The following is a 23,503-nucleotide window of genomic DNA, read 5'->3' as shown; positions in this document are numbered from 1 at the left end:
TCTTTTCATGAGCGAGGACGTCCGCAACGAGCTGTCCACCCCATCGCGGGTGCGCGCCCGTTTCGCACGCTTCGGGGCCACGCGGCCGACGGGCAACCCGGTGCTCGAGCCGCTCATGACGGCCGTCCGCCAGAACCACCCGAAGGCCGACCTGTCCGTCATCGAGCGGGCGTATGCCGTCGCCGAGCGGGCGCACGACGGGCAGATGCGCAAGAGCGGCGACGCCTACATCACGCACCCGCTCGCGGTCACGACGATCCTCGCCGAGCTCGGCATGACGCCCCCGACCCTTGCGGCTGCGCTGCTGCACGACACGGTCGAGGACACGGCATACGGCCTCGACGAGCTGCGGCGGGACTTCGGCGACGAGATCGCGATGCTCGTCGACGGCGTCACCAAGCTCGACAAGGTGACCTACGGGGAGGCCGCCCAGGCCGAGACGGTCCGCAAGATGGTCATTGCGATGGCGCGTGACATCCGGGTGCTCGTCATCAAGCTCGCCGACCGGCTGCACAACGCCCGCACGTGGCGCTACGTCAGCCCGGAGTCGGCCAAGCGCAAGGCCAACGAGACGCTCGAGATCTACGCTCCGCTCGCGCACCGGCTCGGCATGAACACCATCAAGTGGGAGCTCGAGGACCTCTCGTTCGCGACGCTCTACCCCAAGGTCTACGACGAGATCGTGCGCCTGGTCGCAGAGCGCGCCCCGGCCCGCGAGGAGTACCTCGCCGGGGTGCGCAGCCAGGTCACCGAGGACCTCACCGCCGCCAAGATCAAGGCGGCCGTCACTGGGCGCCCCAAGCACTACTACTCCGTGTACCAGAAGATGATCGTGCGCGGCCGCGACTTCGAGGAGATCTACGACCTCGTCGCCGTCCGTGTCCTCGTCGACACGGTGCGTGACTGCTACGCGGCGCTGGGCGCCCTCCACTCGAGGTGGAACCCCGTCCCGGGCCGGTTCAAGGACTACATCGCGATGCCGAAGTTCAACATGTACCAGTCGCTGCACACGACGGTCATCGGTCCCCAGGGCAAGCCGGTCGAGATCCAGATCCGCACGCACACGATGCACCGTCGGGCCGAGTACGGCGTGGCCGCGCACTGGAAGTACAAGGACCAGAGCAACGGCGGTGGGCCCGCCCGCCCGGGCGAGATCACGCCGCAGAACGACATGGCGTGGCTGCGGCAGCTGCTCGACTGGCAGCGCGAGACCGAGGACCCGGGCGAGTTCCTCGACTCGCTGCGCTTCGAGATGGGCAGCAGCGAGGTCTACGTCTTCACCCCCAAGGGTTCCGTCGTCGCGCTGCCGGTGGGTGGCACCCCCGTCGACTTCGCGTATGCCGTCCACACCGAGGTGGGGCACCACTGCATCGGTGCCCGTGTCAACGGCCGCCTCGTCCCCCTCGAGTCGACGCTCGAGAACGGCGACGTCGTCGAGGTGCTCACGTCCAAGGCGGACGGCGCGGGACCCTCACGCGACTGGCTGCAGTTCGTCAAGAGCCCACGAGCCCGCAACAAGATCAAGCAGTGGTTCTCCAAGGAGCGCCGCGAGGAGGCGATCGAGGCCGGCAAGGACGCCATCGCCAAGGCCCTGCGCAAGCAGAACCTCCCGCTCCAGCGACTGATGAGCCACGAGTCGATGACCGCGGTGGCGACCGACCTGCGTTACCAGGACATCGAGGCGCTGTATGCCGCCGTGGGCGAGGGGCACGTGTCCGCGCAGCACGTCGTCGGCAAGGTCGTCGCGTCGATGGGCGGGGTCGAGGGAGCCACCGAGGACCTCGCGGAGGCCACGGTGCCGACTCGCGCCGCGAGCAGGCGACGCCCGGGCGACCCCGGCGTCGTCGTCGTGGGCACGGCCGACGTCTGGGTCAAGCTCGCGAAGTGCTGTACCCCGGTGCCGGGCGACCCGATCATCGGCTTCGTGACGCGCGGCAACGGTGTCTCGGTCCACCGCGTCGACTGCACCAACGCCGACCAGCTGACGGCCAACCCGGAGCGGCTGATCGACGTCGAGTGGGCGCCGAGCTCGGCCAGCGTCTTCCTCGTCCAGCTGCAGGTCGAGGCGCTGGACCGCAACCGCCTGCTGTCCGACGTGACGCGCGTCCTGTCCGACCAGCACGTCAACATCCTGTCGGCGTCGGTGCAGACCTCACGTGACCGGGTCGCGATCTCGCGCTTCACGTTCGAGATGGGCGATCCCGCCCATCTGGACCACGTCATCAAGGCTGTCCGCCGGATCGACGGCGTCTTCGACGTCTACCGCGTCAACGGCGGCAAGTCGACGATGTAGCCGTATCCCCAGCGGCGAAGTGCCCACCCGACGGTGAGACGGAAAGTGCCCACTCGACGTGTCGGTCGAGTGGGCACCTTCCCGCGTCGTGCGAGGCTCAGCCGCCGAACTCGGCGACGCCGGCCCGGGCCTGGTCGAGCCAGACCTGACGCGCCTCGAGCGCCTCGCGTGCCTTCCTGATCTTGCTCTCGTTGCCCGACGCCTCCGCCCTGGCGAGGTCGTCCTGCAAGTCGGCGACGGCGCGCTCGAGCTGGTCCACCATGGCGCGCGCTCGCGCGGCCACCTCGGGGTTGCTCGACTTCCACTTGCGGTCCTCGGCGTCGCGCACCGTCTGCTCGACCCGGCGCATCGCCTTCTCCACCCGCTCCATGTCGGCGCGCGGGACCTTGCCGGCGGCGTCCCACCTGTCCTGGACGGAACGCAGCTGGGCCTTGGCCTTCTCGAGGTCGGTCACCGGCAGGATCGCCTCCGCCTCGACGAGCAGGGCCTCCTTGGCCACCAGGTTGCCGCGGTACTGCTCCTCCTCGGCAGCGACGACCTCGTCCTTCGCCGCGAAGAAGGCGTCCTGGGCTGCCTTGAAGCGCGTCCAGAGCTTGTCGTCGTCGGACCGGCTGGCCCGCCCCGCCCGACGCCACTCGTCCATCAGGCGCTTGAAGGCGCCTGCGGTGGCGGCCCAGTCCGTGCTGGCAGACAGCTTCTCCGCCTCGGCGACGAGACGCTCCTTGGTGGCCTTCGCGTCGGCATGCTGCGCGTCGAGACCGGCGAAGTGGCTGCGGCGCGCCTTATCGAAGCCGTTGCGGGCCGCGCTGAAGCGCTGCCACAGGTTCGACTCGGTCTCGCGGTCCAGGCGGGTGGCCGAACGCTGGTGCGCCTTCCACTCGTCCAGCAGCTCACGCATACGGGCGCCGCTGGTCTTCCACTGGATGCGGTTCTCCGGCTGCCCGGCGATCTCCTCGGCCTCGGCCACGATCTTCTCGCGCTCGGCGGTCGCCGCGGCGCGGGCCTCGGCCCGGTGCTGCTGCTCCACGTTGCGCTTGGCGGCGAGACCCGACTGGATCTCGTCCAACTTGGTGGCCAGGGCATCGAGGTCGCCGACGACGGTGGCATCCTTCACCTGCGCCGCAAGGGTCTTCAGGGCTTCGGCGACGTCCTTGGAGGGCACCTCCGGTTGCGGCAGCCGCTGCTCGAGCAGGACGGCCGACGCATACAGCTCGTCGTACTTGCGGGCGAAGTAGGTGAGCGCCTCCTCGTCCGTGGCTCCCGGGTAGGAGCCGACCTCCTTCTCCTCGCCGTCCTTGGTGCGCACGAAGACGGTGCCGTTCTCGTCCACGCGCCCGAACGCGGCGGAGGCCGAGTGGTCGGTCAGGATCGGGGCCGGGGCTGCGGGCGTCACGGTGGGGTGCGGCACGGCCTTGGCGAGCGCGGCCGGCGTGGGGATGGCCGACCGCTTCGGGATGCTGGCCGGGGACGGCGCCGCCGGAGCCGGCACAGCCGGCTCCTCCTCCGCCGTGGGGGCCTCCTCGAGGGCAGCCTCCGCGGGGCCGTTCTCCTCGGACGTGGCTTCGGAGGGAGTGTCCTCCTGGGCGGCCGAGGTCGAGTCACCGGATTCGGTCGAGGCCACCGACTGCACCACGTCCGCGGTCTCGAGGGCCGCCGCGTCCTCTGCCGCCGGGGTCACCGCTGCGACGGCGTCCTCGCTTGGCGCCGCTGTCGGTTCGGCCGGCTCGGTGGTCTCGTCAGGCTCGGGCTGGTGGATGTCGGTCATGCCTTCTTCTCCGTCACGCTGACGCTGAGGATGCTGATCGGGGACACGGGCGTGCCGTCCGTCGGGCTGGGCGCCAGGGCCTTGTTGGCAGCGATCTTCGCAACGATGTCGAGGCCCTTGGTCACCTTCCCGAAGATCGTGTAGCCGCCACCGTCGGTGGGCAACTTGGTTTCCTTGTAGGTGATGAAGAACTGGCCGCCGTTGCTGTTGGGGTCCTGGGTGCGAGCCATCGCGAGGACGCCGGTGGGGTACGTCCCGTCCTTCGGGGCGTTCTCGATGCCGAAGGTGTAGCCGGGACCGCCCTGCCCCGTGCCGGTCGGGTCGCCGCACTGGAGGACGTAGATGCCCTCGGTCGTGACGCGGTGGCAGGGGCTGGGGGCCCAGTAGCCGGTCTTGGCGAGGTTGAGGAACGAGGCCACGGTCTGGGGGGCCTTGGCGCCGTCGAGCTCGAAGGTGAGGTTGCCGCAGTTGGTCTTGACGGTCGCGACAAAGGTCTTGCCGGCCGCGGTCGACTTGGCCGGGGCCTTCTTCTGCTGCTTCGGCGTGGTCTGCAGCGCCGGGGGAGCGGTGCACCCGGCCGCCAGCTTCTGACCGGCGGCGAGACCGCCGCTGCTCTTGGCGGTGCTCGTCGCCGTACTGGCCGCGGCGGTGGATCCGGCCGCGGGGATGGCCTCGTCGGAGCTGCCGACGAGCTTGGGCACGACGATGACGGCTGCGATGATGAGGATGACCGCGAGGATCACACCGAAGACCTGCTTGTCGCGCGTCGAGTCGCTCACCGGCGGCTTGGCGGTCTTCTGGTGCTCCTCGTGGCGGCGGCGCGCACGTGCGCGTTCCTGCTCTTTGGTCACGAACCTCTCCTCGTACGGGCCACATGGGTTGTCCCCGGGCGTTCGGTCATTTTAGGGAACGACTGCGGTGCGCACGCAGCGGGACGGGTCACGAGTCCGTGACATCTCCCCTCCGGCCCGCGGAATTGCGCCCGAAAGCGCGCGCACGGCATACCCGTGGTCCTCGCGGACCCACCGAGAGCGTATGCCGCGTGCTCCGCGAGGTCGGCGTCAGTAGGCTCCTCGCGTGCTGACGATCGCGTTCCCCGCCCAGGCGTTCGACACGAACTGCTACGTGCTCGCCCCGCAGGCGGGGGAGGAGTGCGTCGTCGTCGACCCGGGCGTCGGCGTCGAGGAGACGCTGCGCGAGATCCTGGCGGAGCACCGGCTGCGGCCCGCGGCCGTGCTGCTCACGCACGGCCACGTCGACCACGTCTACTCGGTGACGCCGGTGTGCGGGTCGGACACGGCCGCCTACATCCACGCGGACGACCGCTACCGCCTGCACGACCTCCTGGGGCGCAGCAATCCCGGGCTCATCGCCATGTTCGAGCAGCAGTTCGGCACGGCCGCGACGTGGAGTGAGCCGACCAACGTCGTCGAGATCGGCGACGGCACGCGACTCACGCTGGCCGGCATGGAGTTCGAGGTCCTCCACGCGCCCGGCCACACGGAGGGGTCGGTCATGTTCGGCATCGACCGGGTGCCCGACGGCATCCGTGAGCAGGTCGACGTCGATCGCACCATGGTGACCGGCGACGTGCTCTTCGCCGGGTCGGTCGGCCGCACGGACCTGCCCGGCGGCGACCCGGCCGCGATGCAGCGAAGCCTGCGGACCGTCGTGCTGCCACTGCCCGACACGACACTCGTGCTGCCCGGCCACTACCAGGCCACGACCATGGCCCACGAGAGGGCCACCAACCCCTACCTGAAAGACTTGCCCGCGTGAGCACGCGTCCCACCCCGAAGTCCGGCGGCAAGATCACCCCGATCAGCGGTTTCCCGGAGTACCTCCCGTCCGAGCGCATCGTCGAGCAGCGCTTCCTCGACGTCATCCGCGAGACCTTCGAGCTGCACGGCTTCTCCTCGATCGAGACCCGCTCCATCGAGCCGATCGACCGGCTGAGCTCGCAGGGCGAGGATGCCGACAAGGAGATCTACGCCGTGTCGCGCCTCGCCGGTGGCAGCGACGACGACGCCCGCTGGGGACTGCACTTCGACATGACCGTGCCGTTCGCCCGCTACGTGCTCGAGAACGCCGGCAAGCTCGCCTTCCCGTTCCGGCGCTACCAGATCCAGAGGGCGTGGCGCGGTGAGCGACCCCAGGAGGGGCGCTACCGCGAGTTCACCCAGGCCGACATCGACGTCGTCGACGTGGGCGCGCTCTCGCCGCACTTCGAGGCCGAGATGCCGCTCGTCATCGCGGACGTCTTCAGCAGGTTCCCGGTCGGCGAGTTCGTCATCCAGGTCAACGACCGCAAGATCCCCAACGGCTTCTACCAGGGCATCGGCATCACGGACGTCATCGGGACGCTGCGCATCGTCGACAAGCTGGACAAGATCGGACCCGAGAAGGTCAAGGCGCTGCTCGTGGAGTCCGGTACGACGAACGAGCAGGCTGACCAGTGCCTCGCGCTCGCGGCGATCCGATCGGCCGACCTGGGCTTCGTCGACCAGGTCCGCGCCCTCGGTGTCCAGCACCCTCTGCTCGACGAGGGTCTCCAGTCGCTCGCCAACGTCATCCGCACCGGGATGGCGCACGCCCCGGGCAAGCTCGTCGCCGACCTGCGCATCGCGCGGGGCCTCGACTACTACACCGGCACCGTCTACGAGACCCAGTTCGTCGGGCACGAGTCGTGGGGCTCCTTCTGCTCCGGGGGCCGCTACGACGCCCTGGCCAGCGACGGCCGGAACACCTATCCCGGCGTCGGCATCTCCATCGGCGTGACCCGGATCCTCGGCCTGCTCATCGGCCGCGGCCTCGTGACCGCATCGCGCGCCACCCCCGCCGCCGTCCTCGTCGCCCTGACCGACGACGAGTCGCGCGAGGGCGCCGTGGCGGTGGCCACGGCGCTCCGTCGGCGGGGGATCGCCTGCGAGGTCGCGCCCTCGGCGGCGCGCTTCGGCAAGCAGATCCGGTACGCCGAGCGCCGCGGCATCCCGTACGTCTGGTTCCCCGGCGCGGGAGACTCCGGCGACGAGGTCAAGGACATCCGCTCGGGCGAGCAGGTGCCCGCCTCGGCCGATGCATGGATGCCGCCGGCGGTCGACCTCGCACCACAGATCTCGCGCACCGACTCCTGAGACGCCTTCGGCCCGGACCGCAGAGGACCATCACGCCCCGGGTGGCGGCCGCAGGCCCTGCTCCCGCAGCTCGAGAAGCGCGAGGCGACGGATGACCTCGCGGTCCTGACGGCGCCAGTCGCCGGCAGGGTCGTCCGAGACCCGCGCGAGGGCCCGCATCGGTTGGGTCGCCATCGCGCGGAGCGCGAACAGGTCTAGGTCCTCGCCCGCATCGATGAAGCGCTGGGACTGGAGCGCGTTGCGGACGAAGCGAACCCGCAGATACAGCCAGACGGCCAGCACCACCAGGATGGGCACGAGAGCTGTCGCGAGCCCGAGTCCCAGGGCGATCCGGTCGACGGTGTCCGCCATCGAGGTCCCCGCCGTCTGCAGCGTCGTGCCGGACCCGGCCGCCCGGGTCAGCCACGTCTTCAGCTGGTCGCCGACGAGCGGCAGCTGTCCGGCCTGGTCCCCGGCACCCGTGAGCGCACCGTGGACCGACTGGCCGGCAGAGGTGATCGAGTCGGCAGGCGCGCGCAGCTGGGCGACGGTGTCGTGCGCCTGGCGGCCGGCATACACCCACAGACCGATCCAGAGGAGCACGAGCACGTCCGCCAGGATCTGTCGCGTCCGGCGGGCCGGGGTGTCCGCATAGAGCTTCATGGCATCCCTCCGTCGTGGTCGCAGCCCAACCTAGGACACCCGGGTCGCCGACTCGCGCCGGACGGACTCGGCGGACCTGTCCAGGGCACCCTCTCGCCGTGGCTAGAGTGGGTCCGCCGGTCAGAGTCGACCGGTCGTCACCCCTCGTCGGGCCAACCCTGGCGGGGCAACTCGGACAAGGAAGTGCTGCGCATGAAGGTCGGCATCCCGCGCGAGGTCAAGAACCACGAGTACCGGGTGGCCATCACCCCGTCCGGCGTCCACGAGCTCACCGAGCACGGTCACGAGGTCCTGGTCGAGAAGGACGCGGGGGTGGGCTCACAGATCAGCGACGACGAGTACGTCGCAGCCGGGGCCCGCATCATCGGCTCGGCCGACGACGTCTGGGGCGAGGCCGAGATGGTGCTCAAGGTCAAGGAGCCAGTGGCCGAGGAGTACCACCGCATGCGTGAGGGCCTGACCCTCTTCACCTACCTGCACCTCGCCGCCGACAAGCCCCTCACGGAGGAGCTCATGGCACGCAAGGTCACGGGGATCGCCTACGAGACCGTCCAGCTGCCCTCGGGCGGCCTGCCGCTGCTCTACCCGATGTCCGAGGTGGCCGGCTGCCTCGCGCCGCAGGTGGGCGCCCACGCGCTCATGCGGGCACAGGGCGGCCGCGGTGTGCTGATGGGTGGGGTCGGCGGTGTGGCCAACGCCAAGGTCGTCATCCTCGGCGCCGGCGTCTCGGGCCAGAACGCCGCGAACATCGCCCTCGGCATGGGAGCCGACGTCACCCTCCTCGACACCGACCTCGACAAGCTGCGGATGTCTTTCTGGCGGTACGACAACCGCGTCCACGGTCTGGCCTCGTCGCGGCTGACGGTCCAGGAGCAGGTGCTCCAGGCCGACATGGTCATCGGCGCGGTCCTCATCCCGGGTGCCGCCGCTCCCAAGCTCGTCTCCAACGACCTGGTGTCGCAGATGAAGCCGGGCTCCGTGCTCGTCGACATCGCGATCGACCAAGGCGGCTGCTTCGAGGACAGCCACGCCACCACCCACGCCGACCCGACCTACCGCGTGCACGAGTCCGTCTTCTACTGCGTGGCCAACATGCCGGGCGCGGTGCCCAACACCTCGACCTACGCGCTGACCAACTCGACCCTGCCGTATGCCGTGAAGCTGGCCAACCAGGGATGGCGGGACGCCCTGCGCGGCGACCACGCCCTCGGCCTCGGGCTCAACACCTGGGACGGGCACGTCACCTACGCCGGCGTCGCCGAGGCCCACGGCATGCAGTCCGTCCCTCTCGACGAGGCGCTCTCCTGACCGAACAGGTCGTCGTCCAGCCACCCGCGGCACGGCTCTCGCGTCTCGAGCGCGACGTCCGCGGGTGGCTCGACCACGTCCGGGTCGAGAAGGGCGCCTCCGACAACACCCTGAAGTCCTACGCGCGTGACCTGCGCGGCTACTGCGGCTTCCTGGCAAGCAGGGGGATCGACGACGCCGGGCGCGTCAGGGAGTCGGACGTCACCGACTTCCTCGCCTCCCTGAGCGACCGCGGTCTGGCCGCCTCCTCGGCGGCGCGGACCCTCGTCGCCGTCCGCGGCTTCCACCGCTTCCTCGCGCTCGAGGGCGAGGTGGCCGGTGACCCGGCCGCCAACGTCGCCCCGCCCAAGCCGCCCGCCCGCCTGCCCAAGGCGATCCCGGTCGAGTCGGTCGAGCGCCTGCTCGCCGCCGCATCGGTCGGCGACACGCCCGAGTCGCTACGCGACCGCGCCCTGCTGGAGATCCTCTACGGCATCGGTGCCCGGATCAGCGAGGCGGTCGGCCTGGACGTCGACGACCTCGACACCGCGACCACGGAAAGGAGCCCCGGCCACGGCGCCGGCGACGGTCCTGCCCGCGGGGTCGTGGCCTCCGTGCGCCTGCGCGGGAAGGGGGGCAAGGAACGCGTCGTCCCGGTGGGGCGCTACGCGGTGGAGGCTGTGACGGCATACCTCGTCCGGGGCCGACCGGCCCTCGCCACGCACGGACACGGCGGTCCGGCCCTCTTCCTCAACCAGCGCGGCGACCGGCTCTCGCGCCAGTCGGCGTGGGCGGTCATCCGGCGGGCGGCCGAGCGGGCCGGGCTCTCCGGGCACGTCTCGCCGCACACCCTGCGGCACTCCTTCGCCACCCACCTGCTCGACGGCGGCGCCGACGTGAGGGTGGTCCAGGAGCTGCTGGGCCACGCCTCGGTCACCACGACCCAGATCTACACGATGGTGTCGGTGCACCGCCTTCGCGAGGTCTATGCGGGCGCCCACCCCCGTGCCCGCTGATAAGGTCACACGTGATCAGCGCGAGGCTGACCGCAGCATCTCAGGGCACGGCCGAGCGGAGTGGAAGACCCGGTGAACGAGGAGTCACACGACACCATGGAGTCCGTGCAGACCGAGGACCTCGACCAGCGGCGCCACAGTCCCCTCATGGCCGCCCCCCGGGTCGAGCAGCTCCCGGGTACCGAGTCCGCCGGTGCCGGCGCCATGGGGCCCACCGGCCGCCCCCTTCCCGACTTCCCGCACCCTGCGCCGCTCACGAGCCACGGCCCCGCGCGCATCATCGCGATGTGCAACCAGAAGGGTGGCGTCGGCAAGACGACCACGACGATCAACCTGGGTGCGGCCCTGGCCGAGCTCGGTCGCAAGGTGCTCGTCATCGACTTCGACCCCCAGGGGGCCCTCTCGGTCGGACTCGGGGTCAACGCCCAGGAGCTGGACACGACGATCTACAACCTCCTCGTCGAGCGCGGCCACGAGATCCACGACGTCATCCAGCAGACGCGCACGCCAGGGCTCGACCTCGTGCCGGCCAACATCGACCTGTCGGCAGCCGAGGTGCAGCTCGTCGGGGAGGTCGCCCGCGAGCAGATCCTCGCGCGCGTCCTGCGGCCCGTGGCCGACCAGTACGACGTCGTCCTCATCGACTGCCAGCCGTCCCTGGGCCTGCTGACGGTCAACGCGCTGACGGCCGCACACGGCGTCATCATCCCGCTCGAGTGCGAGTACTTCGCCATGCGCGGCGTCGCACTGCTCGTCGACACGATCGACAAGATCACCGACCGGCTCAACCCGCGCCTGCAGGTCGACGGCATCCTCGCCACGATGTACGACGGCCGCACCCTGCACAGCCGTGAGGTCGTCCGGTCGGTCGTCGACCACTTCGGCGACCAGGTCTTCCACACGGTGATCAGTCGCACGGTGAAGTTCCCCGACGCGACGCTGGCCGCCGAGCCGATCACCTCCTACTCGTCCGAGCACTCCGGTGCCAACGCCTACCGCCAGCTCGCCCGCGAGCTCATCGCGCGCGGCGGCGCGGCCTGATCCGTCGTGACGTGATGACCGAGCAGGACACCGTCCGGCGCCCTGCGCTCGAGGCGGACGCCGGCGCCGGCGGCGCCGTCACCGACGCCGGTCCCGAGGCCCTTACCGAGGCCTTTACCGAGGCCCTTCCCGACGCTCTCGCCGATGTCGTCCAGCCCGCTCCGGCCGAGCTGACCCCCGGTGGCGTGATCACGCGTCGGTCCTCGGCGCCCTTCGAGGTCCACCTCGACGTCTTCTCGGGGCCGTTCGACCTTCTCCTCGGCCTCATCAGCAAGCACAAGCTCGACATCACCGAGGTCGCCCTCGCGAAGGTCACCGACGAGTTCGTCGCCCACATCAAGGCCGCCCAGGCGGCCGAGAGCGACTGGGACCTCGGGCAGGCCTCGGAGTTCCTCCTCATCGCCGCCACGCTGCTCGACCTGAAGGCCTCGAGGCTGCTGCCGCAGTCCGGGGCGCAGGACGACGAGGACCTCGCCCTGATCGAGGCCCGCGACCTGCTCTTCGCGCGGCTGCTTCAGTACCGCGCCTACAAGGAGATCGCCGCCACCTTCCGCGACCGGATGGCCACCGCCGGGCGCATCACGCCGCGCCAGGCGGGTCTCGAGCCGGAGTTCGCCCGCCTGCTGCCGGAGCTCGTCATCGCCATCACCCCCGAGCAGTTCGCCAGGATCGCAGCGCGGGCCATGACACCCAAGGTCGCGCCCACCGTGGGCCTGGAGCACCTCCACGCCCCGCAGGTCAGTGTGCGCGAGCAGGCGGCCATCATCGTGGGGCGCCTGCGCCACCGCGGCCAGGTCTCCTTCCGCAGCCTGGTCGCCGACGCCGACAGCACCCTCGTCATCGTGGCCCGCTTCCTCGCGCTGCTCGAGCTGTTCAAGGAGGCCGCCATCGCCTTCGAGCAGGCCGAGGCGCTGGGCGAGCTCGACATCCGCTGGACCGGCGCCGACGCCGGGGACGTCGCCATCGACGACGAGTTCGACGAGTTCGACGACGCGGACGGGGCGGACGGGCCGGACGGGGACGAGTCGGACGATCTGGCCACGCCCGCAGAGACGGGTGGCGACGCCACCGCACGGACAGGAGCAGACGATGAGTGACCAGTCGGCGCAGGGGCCCGACGCGAGCATCGAGCCGGAGCTGCTCGACGACCGCGAGGGTGCCGACGAGCAGATCGCCTTCGACATCAACGACTTCCCGGGCGGAGCGCGCTCGGCCCTCGAGGCGGTGCTCATGGTCGTCGACGAGCCGGTGACCGAGGTCGCCCTGGCTTCGGCGCTCGAGCTGCCCGTGGACGACGTGCGCGAGCACCTGCACGGGCTCGAGGAGGAGTATGCCGCCGCGCAGCGCGGTTTCACCCTGCGCAGCGTCGCGGGCGGGTGGCGCGTCTACAGCCGCTCCGACTTCGCACCCGTCGTCGAGAAGTTCGTCCTCGACGGCCAGCAGGCCAAGCTCACGCAGGCCTCGCTCGAGACGCTCGCCGTGATCGCCTACCGCCAACCGGTCTCCCGCGCGCGCGTCAGCGCTGTGCGCGGGGTCAACGTCGACGGCGTCGTGCGCACGCTGACGTCGCGCGGGCTCATCGAGGAGGTCGAGGACGTCGGCGAGAGCGGTGCGATGCTCTACCGCACGACGCCGTACTTCCTGCAGCGCATGGGACTGTCGTCACTCGACGACCTCCCGGCGTTGGCGCCCTACCTGCCGGACGTCGACGTCATCGACGAGCTCATCGAGGAAGGACACGCATGAGCGACTACTCCAGGTCACCCCGCCAGCCGCGCAAGAAGGGGTCGGTCGGCGCCAAGGGCCGCACCGGCCGTCCGGTCGCCGGCGGCAAGAGCAGCGGCAAGAGCGGCGGCAAGTCGGCGGGCGCCCGCTTCGCCGGGTCCACCAAGGCCAGCCAGCCCACCAAGCTGCCCGAGCGCAGGACCGCGCCCGAGGTCGACGTCCACGACCCCGACGGCGTGCGCCTGCAGAAGCTCATGGCCGCCGGCGGTGTCGGCTCCCGGCGCGTCTGCGAGAACCTCATCGAGCAGGGACGGGTGCAGGTCGACGGACAGGTCGTCACCGAGCTCGGGGTGCGCATCAACCCACGCAGCCAGGTCGTCCACGTCGACGGTGTCCGGGTCAACCTCGACGACGACCGCGTCTACCTCGCCTTCAACAAGCCCAAGGGCGTCGTCACGACGATGCACGACGAGCTGGGGCGGATCTCGCTGGCTGACTACGTCGGCAACCGCGAGGAGCGGCTCTTCCACGTGGGTCGCCTCGACGCCGACACCGAGGGCCTGCTGCTGCTCACGAACGACGGTGACCTGGCCCACCGGCTGCAGCACCCGGCATACGGCGTGCTCAAGACCTACGTCGCCACCATCCGCGGCCCCGTGCAGCGTGACGTCGGCAAGCGCCTGCGCGAGGGGGTGGAGCTCGAGGACGGGCCCGTGAGCGTCGACTCGTTCCGCATCGTCGACCACCAGCCCGGCAAGGCCATGGTCGAGGTCGTGCTCCACGAGGGCCGCAAGCACGTGGTGCGCCGGATGCTCGAGGCCGTCGGGCACCCGGTGCTCGAGCTCGTGCGCACCGAGGTCGGTCCCATCCGGCTCGCCGACCTCAAGTCGGGCCGCACCCGCCGCCTCAACAAGGCCGAGATCGGCGCCCTCTACAAGGCTGCTGGTCTGTGATGCGGACGTGCGCGGTGGAAGCCGCCCCGCTCGCTACGCTGACGCGGTGACCACGCGCGTCCGTATCCTCGGCGCCGGCCTGATCGGCACCAGCCTGGGAATCGCCCTGTCCCAGAGCGGTTTTCACGTCTCGCTGGACGACCCTTCACCGACCGCGGTCCGCCTGGCCAGGGACCTTCGCGCCGGCGAGGTCGCGGACGAGCACACCGGCGTGCCCGATGTCGTGGTCGTCGCCGCCCCGCCCGACGTGGCGGCGCGGGCCGTCGTCGACGCGCTCACCCGCTGGCCCGACGCGGTCGTGACCGACGTCGCCTCGGTCAAGGAGTCGGTGCTACGCGTCGTGCTCGACTCCGGTGCCGACGCGAGTCGCTACGTCGGGTCCCATCCCATGGCGGGCCGGGAACGCTCAGGGGCGGCCGCAGCCCGCGCCGACCTCTTCGACGGCCGCGCCTGGGTCGTCGTGCCGCACGAGGCCTCCACGGAGGCCGCGGTCCGGCTCGTGCGCGAGCTCGCCCTCGCCGTCGGCTCGGCGGTCCGCACCATGCCGGCGCACGAGCACGACGAGGCCGTCGCCGCCGTCTCCCACGTGCCCCAGCTCGCGGCCAGCATCGTCGCCGCGTGCCTGCGGGAGCTCCCCGAGTCCGCCGTGGGCCTGGCGGGACAGGGCCTGCGCGACGTGACCCGGATCGCCGCCAGCGACCCGCGGCTCTGGACCCAGATCCTCGCTGCCAACGCGCCCGCCGTACGCGACGTCCTGCGCCACGTCCGCCACCAGGTCGAGGACGTCCTCCGGGCGCTGGACGCGCTGGTCGACTCCGACGGCGAAGGCTCCCTCGGCACCCTGAGCCAGGTCCTCGAGGCCGGCAACCTCGGCCACGCACGGATCCCGGGCAAGCACGGCGCCGCGCCCACGGCATACGACACCGTCTCGGTCGTCGTCCCCGACGAGGCGGGCTCCCTCGCCCGGCTCCTGACCGACATCGGGAACGCGGGCATCAACCTCGAGGACCTCCACCTCGAGCACGGTCTCGGGCAGGCGGTCGGCGTCGCCGAGGTCTCGGTCGTGCCAGCCTCGGTGGAGCCACTGCGCGCCGAGCTGGCGCGGCTCGGCTGGCGCGTCCACGACTGAGGCCCGCGCGGCCGGACGGGCGCCAGGGGCGTGTCCGGGAGGCACTATCCTCGTGCGCATGCCTGAGACCCCCGAGGACCATCTGTCCGGCTTCGTCGTCGCGGTGGACGGCCCCTCCGGGTCAGGCAAGTCAAGCGTCAGCAAGCAGGTGGCCCGGACGCTCGGCTACGGCTACCTCGACACGGGCGCCATGTACCGCGCGCTCACCTGGTGGTGCCTGCACGAGGGAGTCGACCTCAACGATTCCGAAGCGATCACCCTTGCGGCACAAAGCTTCCCGCTCACCATCGGCACCGACCCCGACGCGCCGACGGTCGAGGTCGACGGGATCGACGTGGCGTCGGCCATCCGCGAGACGGGGATCTCGACCAACGTCTCGGCCGTCGCCGCCGTCATCCCGGTGCGCGAGATCCTGCGCGTGCTGCAGCGCCGGCTCATCTCGGAGGCCGCCGAGGCCAGGGGAGGCGTCGTCGCGGAGGGACGCGACATCACGACCGTGGTGGCCCCCGACGCCCCGGTCCGCATCCTGCTGACCGCCTCGGAGGAGGCACGGCTGGCCCGCCGCTCGCAGGAGCTGCACGGCGCGGTCGACGCCGCGGCCGTCGCCGCCACCCGCTCACAGATCGTCGACCGCGACAAGGCCGACTCCGCGGTCTCGCAGTTCACGGTGGCAGCCGACGGCGTGACGACCCTGGACACCTCGCACCTCGACTTCCAGGGCTCCGTGGACGCCGTGCTGCAGGTGGTCGAGGCGGCGCGCGCGTGAGCGACGGGGTCGCGCCCCATCCGAACCGGGCCAGGGTCGGCCGCCAGATCGGCAGGGCCATCTTCACCACCTTCTATCGAGGCACGGCCCGGCACCCGGAGCACGTGCCCCTGACCGGGCCGGTCGTCCTCGTCGCCAACCACTCGGGTTTCCTCGACGGCCCGCTCGTCTTCGGCCTCAGCCCCCGGCCCGTCAGCTTCCTCGTCAAGCAGGAGGCCTTCTCCGGCTTCTGGGGCTGGACCATCCGCAACGTCGGACAGATCCCGGTCGACCGGACTGTCGGTGACCGGGCCGCGCTGGCCGCCGCCACCGCTGTGCTCGAGTCCGGAGGAGCGGTCGGAATCTTCCCCGAGGGCAACCGCGGCGACGGGGAGGTCCAGCAGGTCAACAGCGGCGCGGCCTGGATCGCTCTGCGCACAAGGGCCCTCGTCGTCCCCGTCGCGGTTGCAGGGACGCGCCCACCCGGTGCGGGCAAGGACGCGTGGCCACCGTTGCGGTCGCGGCTGTTCGTCGACTTCGGCGAGCCGTTCCGCCTCGCCGTCGACGCCTCCGTAACGGGCCGGGATCGCCTCCGGCTGGCGAGCGACCAGCTGCGCGACGCCCTCGCGTCACACGTACGCCGCTCGCGGGTGGAGAATGGTCGCTCAACAGACGTTCACTGATTCGAGGACACCGTGACTGACGAGACCGCCCGCCCCATCGACGAGGGCGCTCCGATCTCGACCCCTGACCCGGCTGTCGACGACGCCGCCGTGGAGCGCGCGCTGCGCGCCGGGCTCGACGACTTCGAGCTGAGCCCGGAGGACCAGGCGCTCCTCGACGCCCAGGGGCCACGCGCCGGCGACGACGCGACGCAGGGCCCGCTGCCGGTCGTGGCCGTCGTCGGCCGCCCCAACGTCGGCAAGTCGAGTCTGGTCAACCGCATCCTCCGCCGCCGTGAGGCCGTCGTCGAGGACGTGCCCGGTGTCACCCGTGACCGCGTCTCCTACGAGGCCGAATGGGGCGGTCGCCGGTTCACCATCGTCGACACCGGCGGTTGGGAGGCCGACGCCACGGGCATCCACCTGCGCGTGGCCGAACAGGCCGAGATCGCCATCGACCTCGCCGACGTCGTCATGTTCGTCGTCGACGCCACCGTCGGTGCGACCGACGACGACGAGGCAGTCGTCAAGCTGCTGCGCCGCTCGGGCAAGCCGGTCGTGCTCGTCGCCAACAAGGTCGACGACCAGCGCGGCGAGGCCGACGCAGCCATGCTCTGGAGCCTCGGGCTCGGCGAGCCCTTCCCCGTGTCAGCCGCGCACGGCCGGGGGAGCGGTGACGCTCTCGATGCCGTCCTCGAGGTGCTGCCTGACGTGTCGGCCCATGGCGCATACGCCCAGGGCGGACCCCGACGCGTCGCGCTCGTCGGCAGGCCCAACGTCGGCAAGTCCAGCCTGCTCAACCGGCTGGCGGGCTCCGAGCGGGTCGTCGTCGACAACGTCGCCGGAACCACCCGCGACCCTGTCGACGAGCTCATCGAGCTCGGTGGCACGACGTGGCGCTTCGTGGACACGGCCGGTATCCGCCGCCGGGTGCACCAGAGCCGCGGCGCCGACTTCTACGCGTCGCTGCGGACCCAGACCGCCCTCGAGAAGGCCGAGGTGGCCGTCGTGCTCATCGACGCCCAGGAGCCGATCGCCGAGCAGGACATCCGGGTCGTCCAGCAGGTCATCGACTCCGGCCGAGCCCTCGTCATCGCCTACAACAAGTGGGACCAGCTCGACGAGGAGCGCCGCTACTACCTCGAGCGCGAGATCGAGAAGGAGCTCGTGCAGGTGCCCTGGGCGCCCCGGGCCAACATCTCGGCCCGCACCGGCCGCCACATGGACCGCCTCGTGCCGGCGATCGAGACGGCACTCGAGTCCTGGGACACCCGCGTCCCGACTGGCCGCCTCAACGCCTTCCTCGGCGAGATCGTGGCGGCCCACCCGCACCCGCTTCGGGGTGGCAAGCAGCCGCGCATCCTCTTCGCGACCCAGGCCTCGACGCGTCCGCCCCGGTTCGTCATCTTCGCGTCGGGCTTCATCGAGGCCGGCTACCGCCGCTTCATCGAGCGTCGCCTGCGCGAGCAGTTCGGCTTCGAGGGCACGCCCATCGAGGTCTCGGTGCGGGTGCGCGAGAAGCGCAGCAAGCGCTGATCCGAGGCGGACAGCGGCGCCCCGGGGGCCGATTGGGACCGGCGGCACCCGGTGCGCTAATGTTCCTTTCGCCCCGCCGGGCATCGGGCTGTGGCGCAGCTTGGTAGCGCACTTGACTGGGGGTCAAGGGGTCGCAGGTTCAAATCCTGTCAGCCCGACCGATGAAATCGCAGGTCAGAGGCGGTCTCGGAGTCATCCGAGGCCGCCTCCGCCGTCTCTTTCACGGGATCGCTCCCACAACCGGGTTCCGAGCCCCTCGCCCTCCTCCGGCTGGTACGGCTGTCCGGTGCGATCGCCGTCGGAGTTGTCTCGTATGTCCTTTTGGGGCAGGGAGATTCAGTTCTGATCACCCATTCCGGGTCATCCGCGCAAGCCCGGTGTTAACGTGAAAACGAGGGGAGCGCGCCGACTCCCTCACGTTGATTTCATGTCGAGTCACGACTGTCCGGGGGGAATGTGTGGCTCGCGCTCCTACGACGTTCGGACCTGACGGATGACAGTGAGAACAGAGCCGTGTGCCTGGGCGGCCCGCCGCCAACCGGTGAGCGGCGCTGGGGCGTCACTGTTCGAGAGGGTGCGATCCACGTCCGGGGCGTCGTTCTGAGTATCTAGGCAGTCATCCGGGGGGGATGCATGTCAGTTTCGAAGTTGAGTGTCAGCCGTCGCCGTACGCCGGCGGGGGTGGTTGCACCGATCCAGCACGAGCACGTGCGCTCGCGTCGTCCGCCCGAGGATGTCGCGATGCGCGCACTCTGCCATGACCTCATCCAGCCGCTCACCGCGATCCGGATGCTCGCCGACAGCCACGTCCCTCCCAGCGAGGAACGCCTGGCGGGCATCCTCCACGAGGTCGCGTGGCTGACCGAGCTCGTGGGCTCCGTCCTGTCCGGTGGACGCGGAGCCGAGCAGGAGCTGCTCGACCTGGCGGACGTCACCAGGTACGCGGTCTCCTGCTGCACTCCCGTCGTCTCCTCCGGCGTCAGGCTCGACGTCGACGGTCCGGTTCCCGTCCTCGCCCCGCGCGTCGCTCTCGTACGGGCGGTGATCTGCCTGCTGGACAACGCCTCTCGTGCCGCGGGCCCGCGCGGAAGTGTGGGCGTGTCAGTCCGCGCCGGCGGCTCGTTCGCGGTATTGGCCGTCGCCGACAACGGACCGGGGTTGGGTGGCCTCGCGCCGCAGCACTCCATCGGCCTGGTCACCGTGGGGAGCGTCCTCGAGCAGTGCGGCGGGCGACTGCGGCTCGAGAACGGCGTCGGCGGTGGTGCCGTCGCCACCGTGGAGCTGCCCTTGGTCGCACGGGTCGACGCACGATGAGAATCGTGGTGTGCGATGACCATCGCCTGTTGCTCGAGGCGCTGGGAGCCTCGCTCGTGGCCCGCGGGCACGAGGTTGTGGCGCTGGCCCTGACTCCGGACGAGGCGGTCTCGGCAGTGGCGCAGCACGCTCCTGACGTGTGCCTGCTGGACCTGCACTTCCCAGGAGGCACGAGCCTCAAGGCGCTGGAGGCCATGACCGGTGAGAACCGGGGCACCAAGGTCGTCGTCTTCTCGGCGACGGCCGACCCCCAGGCCGTCGTCGGAGCGCTCTCGCTCGGCGCGGCCGGCTTCCTCTGCAAGTCGATGTCGGTCGACCAGATCTGCGTCATGCTCGACCGGGCGACGGAGGGGCAGGTCGCGGTGGAGGCCACGCTGCTGCAGCGCGCGTTCCTGCCACCGTCCACGCACGACCCGCTGTGGGCGCTCCGGTTCCTCACCGACCGGGAGTGGGATGTGCTGCGCTGCATCACGCGCGGTCTGACAACGCAGCAGATCGCCCGACAGCTCGGCGTCCGCAGCAGCACGGCGCGTACCCACGTGCAGAACCTTCTCGCCAAGCTCGGGGTGCACTCACGCCTGGAGGCAGCGGCCCTCCTTGCCGACCACGGAAGCTCCGAGATCTGGCCGGCGCGGCTGCGCTCGTGACGTACGTCGCGGGGTAGGTGCACGCCACCCGAACCTCGCCACCCGGTCGGCCATGTGACGTAGCCGGACATCCTCCAGACGTCGGGTGTGCCGCGGCTCCGATCCTTCGATGCTGTGGGGATGACGACCCATCCTGTTCGGGTTGTGGTCTTCGCCCGGCAGCAGCTTCTGCTCGAGGCGCTGGCCGAGACCCTCGGGGCTCGGCCAGGGCTTCGGGTCGTCGGGCGCGTCAACACCACAGCCGACGTGCTGCAGCTGATGGTTCCCGCGTCCGTCGACGTGCTGGTCCTTCATGCCGTGTTCCGTCGAGAGGCGCTTCTCGACCTCGCGCGATGCGCGCTCGAGCTCGTCAACGACCTCGGGATCGTGCTCATCACGGAGGCCGGCGCCGAGGACATGTCCCGCGATGTCCTGGAGGTGGGCATACGGGGGTGGGTGCGCAGTGAAGAGCCGCTGGAGCGCCTCGTATCGGCGGTCCGCGAGGTTGCGGCGCACGAGGTCTCCATCCCCGTCTCGCTGATGACCTCCGTCCTGGCCCCGCACCAGCCGCAGGCGCCGGCAGACCCCTCGAGCCACCTCCTCATGCAGTTGACCCCGCGCCAGAGCGACGTGCTCCGGTGCCTCATGGACGGTCACTCGCGTGAGGAGACCGGCCTGCTGCTCAACATGTCGCCCAACACGGTGCGCACCCACGTCGGTGCGATCCTCCAGCGACTGCACGTCCACTCGACGCTCGCCGCCGTGGCCGAGGCCCGCCGCAACGGCCTGCTCGGCCGGAGTGCCGAGGAAAGGTCTACCACGAAAGGCGTAGGCGGTCTCCGGCGGTGAGCGGGTGTGCGGCGTCGCCGCCGTACCTACGTTCGATGCAGCGGGAACAACCCGCATCCATGCTGCAAGGTTCCAAGGCTCAGGGGTGAACATGACAGTTCAGACATCGCCGCCGGTTACGGCGCAGACCCGCTCGATCCCCTTCGCCCGCACGGTGATCGGGCCCGAAGCGCGTTCCGCCGTGGCCAGGGTTCTCGAGTCCGGTTGGGTGACCACCGGTCAGGAGGTCGTCGACTTCGAGCGGGAGTTCGCTGACTACGTGGGAGCATCCCGCGGTGTGGCCGTCAGCTCCTGCACGGCGGGGCTCGAGCTGTCCCTGCGGGCCCTCGGCCTGGCCCCCGGCTCGCGCGTGCTCATGACCACGAACACGTTCTGCGGGGCCGCCGGCGCCATCGCCCACGCCGGGCTGGTGCCCGTGCTGGCGGACGTCGACCCGTGGAGCGCCGTCCCGACCGAGGAGCTCATCCGCAGGGCCGTCCGCGAGGTGGGCGGCGTCTCGGCCATGGTCGTCGTCCACCTGGGCGGGAACCCGGTGGACGTGGAGTCGGCGGCTGCGGCAGCCGGGCTCGGCCTGGACCAGGTCATCGAGGACGCGGCGCACGCCCTCGGCACGGCGGTCCGGTCCCGACGGGTGGGCTCGATCTCGCGAGCCACGTGCTTCAGCTTCTACGCGACGAAGAACCTGGCCATCGGTGAGGGGGGCATGGTCACGACGACCGACGAGGAGTTCGCCGAGGTCTTGTTCCGAACCCGGCTGCACGGGATGTCGCGGGACGCGTGGCGTCGCTACCGCCCCGGAGCCAGCTGGCGCTACGACGTGGCGGACGACGGGCTCAAGGCGAACCTCACGGATGTCCAGGCCGCCATCGGCCGCGCGCAGCTGCGCCGCTTCGATCAGGACCAGCGACGCCGGGACCAGGTGGCTGCCCGCTACGACGAGCAGCTCGCCGGGCTGCCGTCGATCAGCCTGCCCCCGCGCCCGGTCGACGGCCGGCACGCCTGGCACCTCTACGCCGTGCGGATCCATACCGGCTTCGGCGTGACACGTGACGAGCTCATCGACCGGTTGAGTGCGCTCGGCATCGGCTCCTCGGTGCACTTCATCCCGCTGCACCGCCTGACGTGGCACGTCAACCACTGCGTCGTGCCCGCGGGCGGCCTGCCCGGCGCCGACGCGGTGTTCGAGGAGACCTTGTCTCTGCCCTTTGACCAGAACCTAACGGATGACGACGTCGACGACGTGTGTGCGGCCTTGTGGCAGATCGGGAGCGGACGATGACTTCGGAGGTGGGGATCCGGCCGCGCGGCGGCAACGCGAACGCAGGCATGGGCCTGCGGACCCTGATCGTGGGGGCCGGTGCCGCCGGCAAGGCGCTGGCGCGCGACCTACAACGAGTCGACGACTTCGGGCTGCTCCCGGTGGGGTTCCTCGACGACGACTCGACCAAGCAGAGGGTGCGGCACCTGCCGGTGCTCGGGAGGCTCTCCGACGTCCTCAAGGTGGCTACGGCCGAACGCATCGACGTGGTGGTGCTCGCAATCCCGGGTCTGCCCGAGGTGGAGGTGGCTCGCCTGGCGACTGCGGCCGCACGGGTGGGGGCGAGCGTGCGTCGACTGCCGTCGTTCGTGGCGCTGTTGCGGCGCGATGTCGTCGGAACCGACATGTGCTCCCTGGATGTGGCCCAGCTGATCGGGCGCAGCGAGGTCCACGTTGCATCACCCGAGGTCGCCGACATCATCACCGGCAAGACGGTTCTCGTCACCGGAGCCGGTGGCTCGATCGGCAGCGAGCTGTGCCGTCAGGTCAACGGCTTCGCTCCCAGTCGGCTCATCATGCTCGACCACGACGAGTCGAACCTGCACCGCCTCCAGCTCGAGCTGCGCGGGGAGGCGTTCCTCGAGTCGCACGACGCCGTGGTGGCGGACATCCGTGACGCCGACCGGATGCGCCAGATCATGGGGAACTACCGGCCTGACATCGTCTTCCACGCGGCGGCGCTGAAGCACCTGCCGATGCTCGAGCAGCACCCGTGCGAGGGCGTGAAGTCGAACGTCCAGGGCACCTACAACGTGCTGGCGGCGGCGGTGGAGTCCGGGGCCGAGCGCCTGGTCGTCATCTCGACCGACAAGGCCGCCGACCCGACGTCCGTCCTGGGGGCGACCAAGGCCCTGGCCGAGCAGGTGGTCAAGAGGCACGCGGGTGGCCGGACGGTGGTCTCGGCCGTGCGCTTCGGCAACGTGCTCGGCAGCAGGGGGTCGCTCCTGCCGGTCCTCGTGGCCCAGATGGCGGCCGGTCACGACGTGACCGTCACCCACCCCGAGGTCACGCGCTACTTCATGACGATCGAGGAGGCCGTCGGCCTCGTCCTGGAGGCCGCTCACCTGACGACCGGCTCCGAGACCTTCGTCCTCGACATGGGCTCGCCGGTGCGGATCGTCGACCTCGTGGCCAACTTCGCACGCCAGCTCGACGTGCCCGACGTCCGGATCCGCTTCACCGGGCTGCGCCCGGGGGAGAAGCTCCACGAGTCGCTCTTCAGCGAGAACGAGGAGTGCTTCCCCACGAGCCACCCCCGCATCTTCGGCGCCCAGGCCGTGCCCGTGCACGAGGACTTCGACGCCCTCATGCTCGCGCTCTACGACGCGGCCCGACGCAACGCGGCCGACGAGGTGCGCCGCACCCTCAGCGCCGCCCTGCCGGTCTTCCGCCCCGAGCCCGTCGCCACGTCCGTCGGTCCCCACACGCTCGCGCCCTACCCGGACGACTACTGATGCGGACCCGAACC

At 70.8% G+C, this 23,503-nt stretch carries 21 protein-coding genes and 1 tRNA gene; 19 read left to right on the top strand and 3 right to left on the bottom strand.

Annotated elements, in window-relative coordinates; translation table 11 throughout:
- The first annotated feature begins 7 nt into the window (after positions 1 to 7).
- The gene (locus AC3WRT_RS16135) at positions 8 to 2,293 is read left to right on the top strand and encodes a RelA/SpoT family protein (protein WP_492723698.1); all 2,286 of its coding nucleotides are present in this window, start codon (positions 8 to 10) and stop codon (positions 2,291 to 2,293) included.
- A 97-nt stretch (positions 2,294 to 2,390) separates the two neighbouring features.
- Here the strand turns inward: AC3WRT_RS16135 and AC3WRT_RS16130 are convergent, their stop codons facing one another.
- Together AC3WRT_RS16130 and AC3WRT_RS16125 are read right to left on the bottom strand one after the other, a co-directional pair.
- Positions 2,391 to 4,058 carry a DUF349 domain-containing protein gene (locus AC3WRT_RS16130; protein WP_492723696.1) on the bottom strand — a complete coding sequence of 556 codons (1,668 nt, stop codon included), beginning with the start codon at positions 4,056 to 4,058 and terminating at the stop codon, positions 2,391 to 2,393.
- Positions 4,055 to 4,909, bottom strand: coding sequence for a peptidylprolyl isomerase (locus AC3WRT_RS16125; RefSeq protein ID WP_492723694.1), 855 nt, complete (start codon positions 4,907 to 4,909; stop codon positions 4,055 to 4,057). Before AC3WRT_RS16125 ends, AC3WRT_RS16130 begins: the two co-directional genes overlap by 4 nt.
- Positions 4,910 to 5,135: 226 nt before the next feature.
- Here AC3WRT_RS16125 and AC3WRT_RS16120 point away from each other — a divergent pair, with 226 nt between their 5' ends.
- Positions 5,136 to 5,837 carry an MBL fold metallo-hydrolase gene (locus tag AC3WRT_RS16120; protein ID WP_492723692.1) on the top strand — a complete coding sequence of 234 codons (702 nt, stop codon included), beginning with the start codon at positions 5,136 to 5,138 and terminating at the stop codon, positions 5,835 to 5,837.
- Positions 5,834 to 7,192, top strand: a complete 1,359-nt coding sequence (hisS, locus tag AC3WRT_RS16115) for a histidine--tRNA ligase (RefSeq protein WP_492723690.1) — start codon at positions 5,834 to 5,836, stop codon at positions 7,190 to 7,192. The genes AC3WRT_RS16120 and hisS overlap by 4 nt, the downstream gene beginning before the upstream one ends.
- A 30-nt stretch (positions 7,193 to 7,222) precedes the next feature.
- Here hisS and AC3WRT_RS16110 read toward each other — a convergent pair whose 3' ends face one another.
- The gene (locus AC3WRT_RS16110; RefSeq protein WP_492723688.1) at positions 7,223 to 7,834 is read right to left on the bottom strand and encodes a hypothetical protein; all 612 of its coding nucleotides are present in this window, start codon (positions 7,832 to 7,834) and stop codon (positions 7,223 to 7,225) included.
- Between the two features lie 192 nt (positions 7,835 to 8,026).
- Between AC3WRT_RS16110 and ald the strand changes: the two genes are divergently transcribed.
- The 16 genes from ald to AC3WRT_RS16030 all read left to right on the top strand — a co-directional run bounded on the left by ald (position 8,027) and on the right by AC3WRT_RS16030 (position 23,489).
- On the top strand, positions 8,027 to 9,142 hold the full coding sequence (gene ald / locus AC3WRT_RS16105; RefSeq protein ID WP_492723686.1) for an alanine dehydrogenase: 1,116 nt from the start codon (positions 8,027 to 8,029) through the stop codon (positions 9,140 to 9,142).
- A complete protein-coding gene (xerD, locus tag AC3WRT_RS16100) occupies positions 9,061 to 10,137 on the top strand; it encodes a site-specific tyrosine recombinase XerD (RefSeq protein ID WP_492723712.1) in 1,077 nt (358 codons plus the stop codon). The genes ald and xerD overlap by 82 nt, the downstream gene beginning before the upstream one ends.
- A gap of 147 nt (positions 10,138 to 10,284) precedes the next feature.
- The gene (locus tag AC3WRT_RS16095; RefSeq protein WP_492723710.1) at positions 10,285 to 11,178 is read left to right on the top strand and encodes a ParA family protein; all 894 of its coding nucleotides are present in this window, start codon (positions 10,285 to 10,287) and stop codon (positions 11,176 to 11,178) included.
- 14 nt (positions 11,179 to 11,192) lie between these two features.
- The gene (locus tag AC3WRT_RS16090) at positions 11,193 to 12,275 is read left to right on the top strand and encodes a segregation and condensation protein A (protein ID WP_492723684.1); all 1,083 of its coding nucleotides are present in this window, start codon (positions 11,193 to 11,195) and stop codon (positions 12,273 to 12,275) included.
- On the top strand, positions 12,268 to 12,924 hold the full coding sequence (gene scpB / locus AC3WRT_RS16085; RefSeq protein ID WP_492723682.1) for an SMC-Scp complex subunit ScpB: 657 nt from the start codon (positions 12,268 to 12,270) through the stop codon (positions 12,922 to 12,924). Before AC3WRT_RS16090 ends, scpB begins: the two co-directional genes overlap by 8 nt.
- Complete coding sequence (locus AC3WRT_RS16080) at positions 12,921 to 13,856, top strand: pseudouridine synthase (RefSeq protein ID WP_492723680.1); 936 nt, start codon at positions 12,921 to 12,923, stop codon at positions 13,854 to 13,856. The genes scpB and AC3WRT_RS16080 overlap by 4 nt, the downstream gene beginning before the upstream one ends.
- Positions 13,857 to 13,902: 46 nt before the next feature.
- A complete protein-coding gene (locus AC3WRT_RS16075; protein ID WP_492723678.1) occupies positions 13,903 to 14,985 on the top strand; it encodes a prephenate dehydrogenase in 1,083 nt (360 codons plus the stop codon).
- Positions 14,986 to 15,043: 58 nt separating this feature from the next.
- Complete coding sequence (gene cmk, locus AC3WRT_RS16070) at positions 15,044 to 15,751, top strand: (d)CMP kinase (RefSeq protein WP_492723676.1); 708 nt, start codon at positions 15,044 to 15,046, stop codon at positions 15,749 to 15,751.
- Complete coding sequence (locus AC3WRT_RS16065; protein WP_492723671.1) at positions 15,748 to 16,413, top strand: lysophospholipid acyltransferase family protein; 666 nt, start codon at positions 15,748 to 15,750, stop codon at positions 16,411 to 16,413. The genes cmk and AC3WRT_RS16065 overlap by 4 nt, the downstream gene beginning before the upstream one ends.
- 12 nt (positions 16,414 to 16,425) lie before the next feature.
- Positions 16,426 to 17,928 (top strand): ribosome biogenesis GTPase Der, encoded by a 1,503-nt coding sequence (der, locus tag AC3WRT_RS16060; protein WP_492723670.1) that lies wholly within the window; start codon positions 16,426 to 16,428, stop codon positions 17,926 to 17,928.
- Between the two features lie 84 nt (positions 17,929 to 18,012).
- Positions 18,013 to 18,086, top strand: a tRNA-Pro gene (locus AC3WRT_RS16055).
- Positions 18,087 to 18,669: 583 nt separating this feature from the next.
- Positions 18,670 to 19,242, top strand: coding sequence for a sensor histidine kinase (locus AC3WRT_RS16050; protein ID WP_492723668.1), 573 nt, complete (start codon positions 18,670 to 18,672; stop codon positions 19,240 to 19,242).
- Between the two features lie 5 nt (positions 19,243 to 19,247).
- Positions 19,248 to 19,889 (top strand): response regulator, encoded by a 642-nt coding sequence (locus tag AC3WRT_RS16045; RefSeq protein WP_492723666.1) that lies wholly within the window; start codon positions 19,248 to 19,250, stop codon positions 19,887 to 19,889.
- Positions 19,890 to 20,009: 120 nt separating this feature from the next.
- A complete protein-coding gene (locus AC3WRT_RS16040; protein ID WP_492723664.1) occupies positions 20,010 to 20,717 on the top strand; it encodes a helix-turn-helix transcriptional regulator in 708 nt (235 codons plus the stop codon).
- A 91-nt stretch (positions 20,718 to 20,808) separates the two neighbouring features.
- Positions 20,809 to 21,996 carry a DegT/DnrJ/EryC1/StrS family aminotransferase gene (locus AC3WRT_RS16035; protein WP_492723662.1) on the top strand — a complete coding sequence of 396 codons (1,188 nt, stop codon included), beginning with the start codon at positions 20,809 to 20,811 and terminating at the stop codon, positions 21,994 to 21,996.
- Positions 21,993 to 23,489, top strand: coding sequence for a polysaccharide biosynthesis protein (locus AC3WRT_RS16030; protein ID WP_492723660.1), 1,497 nt, complete (start codon positions 21,993 to 21,995; stop codon positions 23,487 to 23,489). The genes AC3WRT_RS16035 and AC3WRT_RS16030 overlap by 4 nt, the downstream gene beginning before the upstream one ends.
- Positions 23,490 to 23,503: the final 14 nt, after the last annotated feature.

This window comes from Terrabacter sp. FW104-15G4B (assembly GCF_058790095.1).
Note: the sequence above shows the minus strand (reverse complement) of the source record. Positions and strands in the feature narration are given on the sequence as shown.

Coding starts and splice junctions, on each gene's coding strand:
- AC3WRT_RS16090 (WP_492723684.1), top strand. CDS start 11,193: ATGACCGAGCAGGACACCGTCCGGCGCCCTGCGCTCGAGGCGGACGCC.
- AC3WRT_RS16135 (WP_492723698.1), top strand. CDS start 8: ATGAGCGAGGACGTCCGCAACGAGCTGTCCACCCCATCGCGGGTGCGC.
- AC3WRT_RS16035 (WP_492723662.1), top strand. CDS start 20,809: ATGACAGTTCAGACATCGCCGCCGGTTACGGCGCAGACCCGCTCGATC.
- AC3WRT_RS16030 (WP_492723660.1), top strand. CDS start 21,993: ATGACTTCGGAGGTGGGGATCCGGCCGCGCGGCGGCAACGCGAACGCA.
- AC3WRT_RS16080 (WP_492723680.1), top strand. CDS start 12,921: ATGAGCGACTACTCCAGGTCACCCCGCCAGCCGCGCAAGAAGGGGTCG.
- AC3WRT_RS16130 (WP_492723696.1), bottom strand. CDS start 4,058: ATGACCGACATCCACCAGCCCGAGCCTGACGAGACCACCGAGCCGGCC.
- AC3WRT_RS16050 (WP_492723668.1), top strand. CDS start 18,670: ATGCGCGCACTCTGCCATGACCTCATCCAGCCGCTCACCGCGATCCGG.
- AC3WRT_RS16095 (WP_492723710.1), top strand. CDS start 10,285: ATGGCCGCCCCCCGGGTCGAGCAGCTCCCGGGTACCGAGTCCGCCGGT.
- scpB (WP_492723682.1), top strand. CDS start 12,268: ATGAGTGACCAGTCGGCGCAGGGGCCCGACGCGAGCATCGAGCCGGAG.
- ald (WP_492723686.1), top strand. CDS start 8,027: ATGAAGGTCGGCATCCCGCGCGAGGTCAAGAACCACGAGTACCGGGTG.
- AC3WRT_RS16110 (WP_492723688.1), bottom strand. CDS start 7,834: ATGAAGCTCTATGCGGACACCCCGGCCCGCCGGACGCGACAGATCCTG.
- cmk (WP_492723676.1), top strand. CDS start 15,044: ATGCCTGAGACCCCCGAGGACCATCTGTCCGGCTTCGTCGTCGCGGTG.
- AC3WRT_RS16040 (WP_492723664.1), top strand. CDS start 20,010: ATGACGACCCATCCTGTTCGGGTTGTGGTCTTCGCCCGGCAGCAGCTT.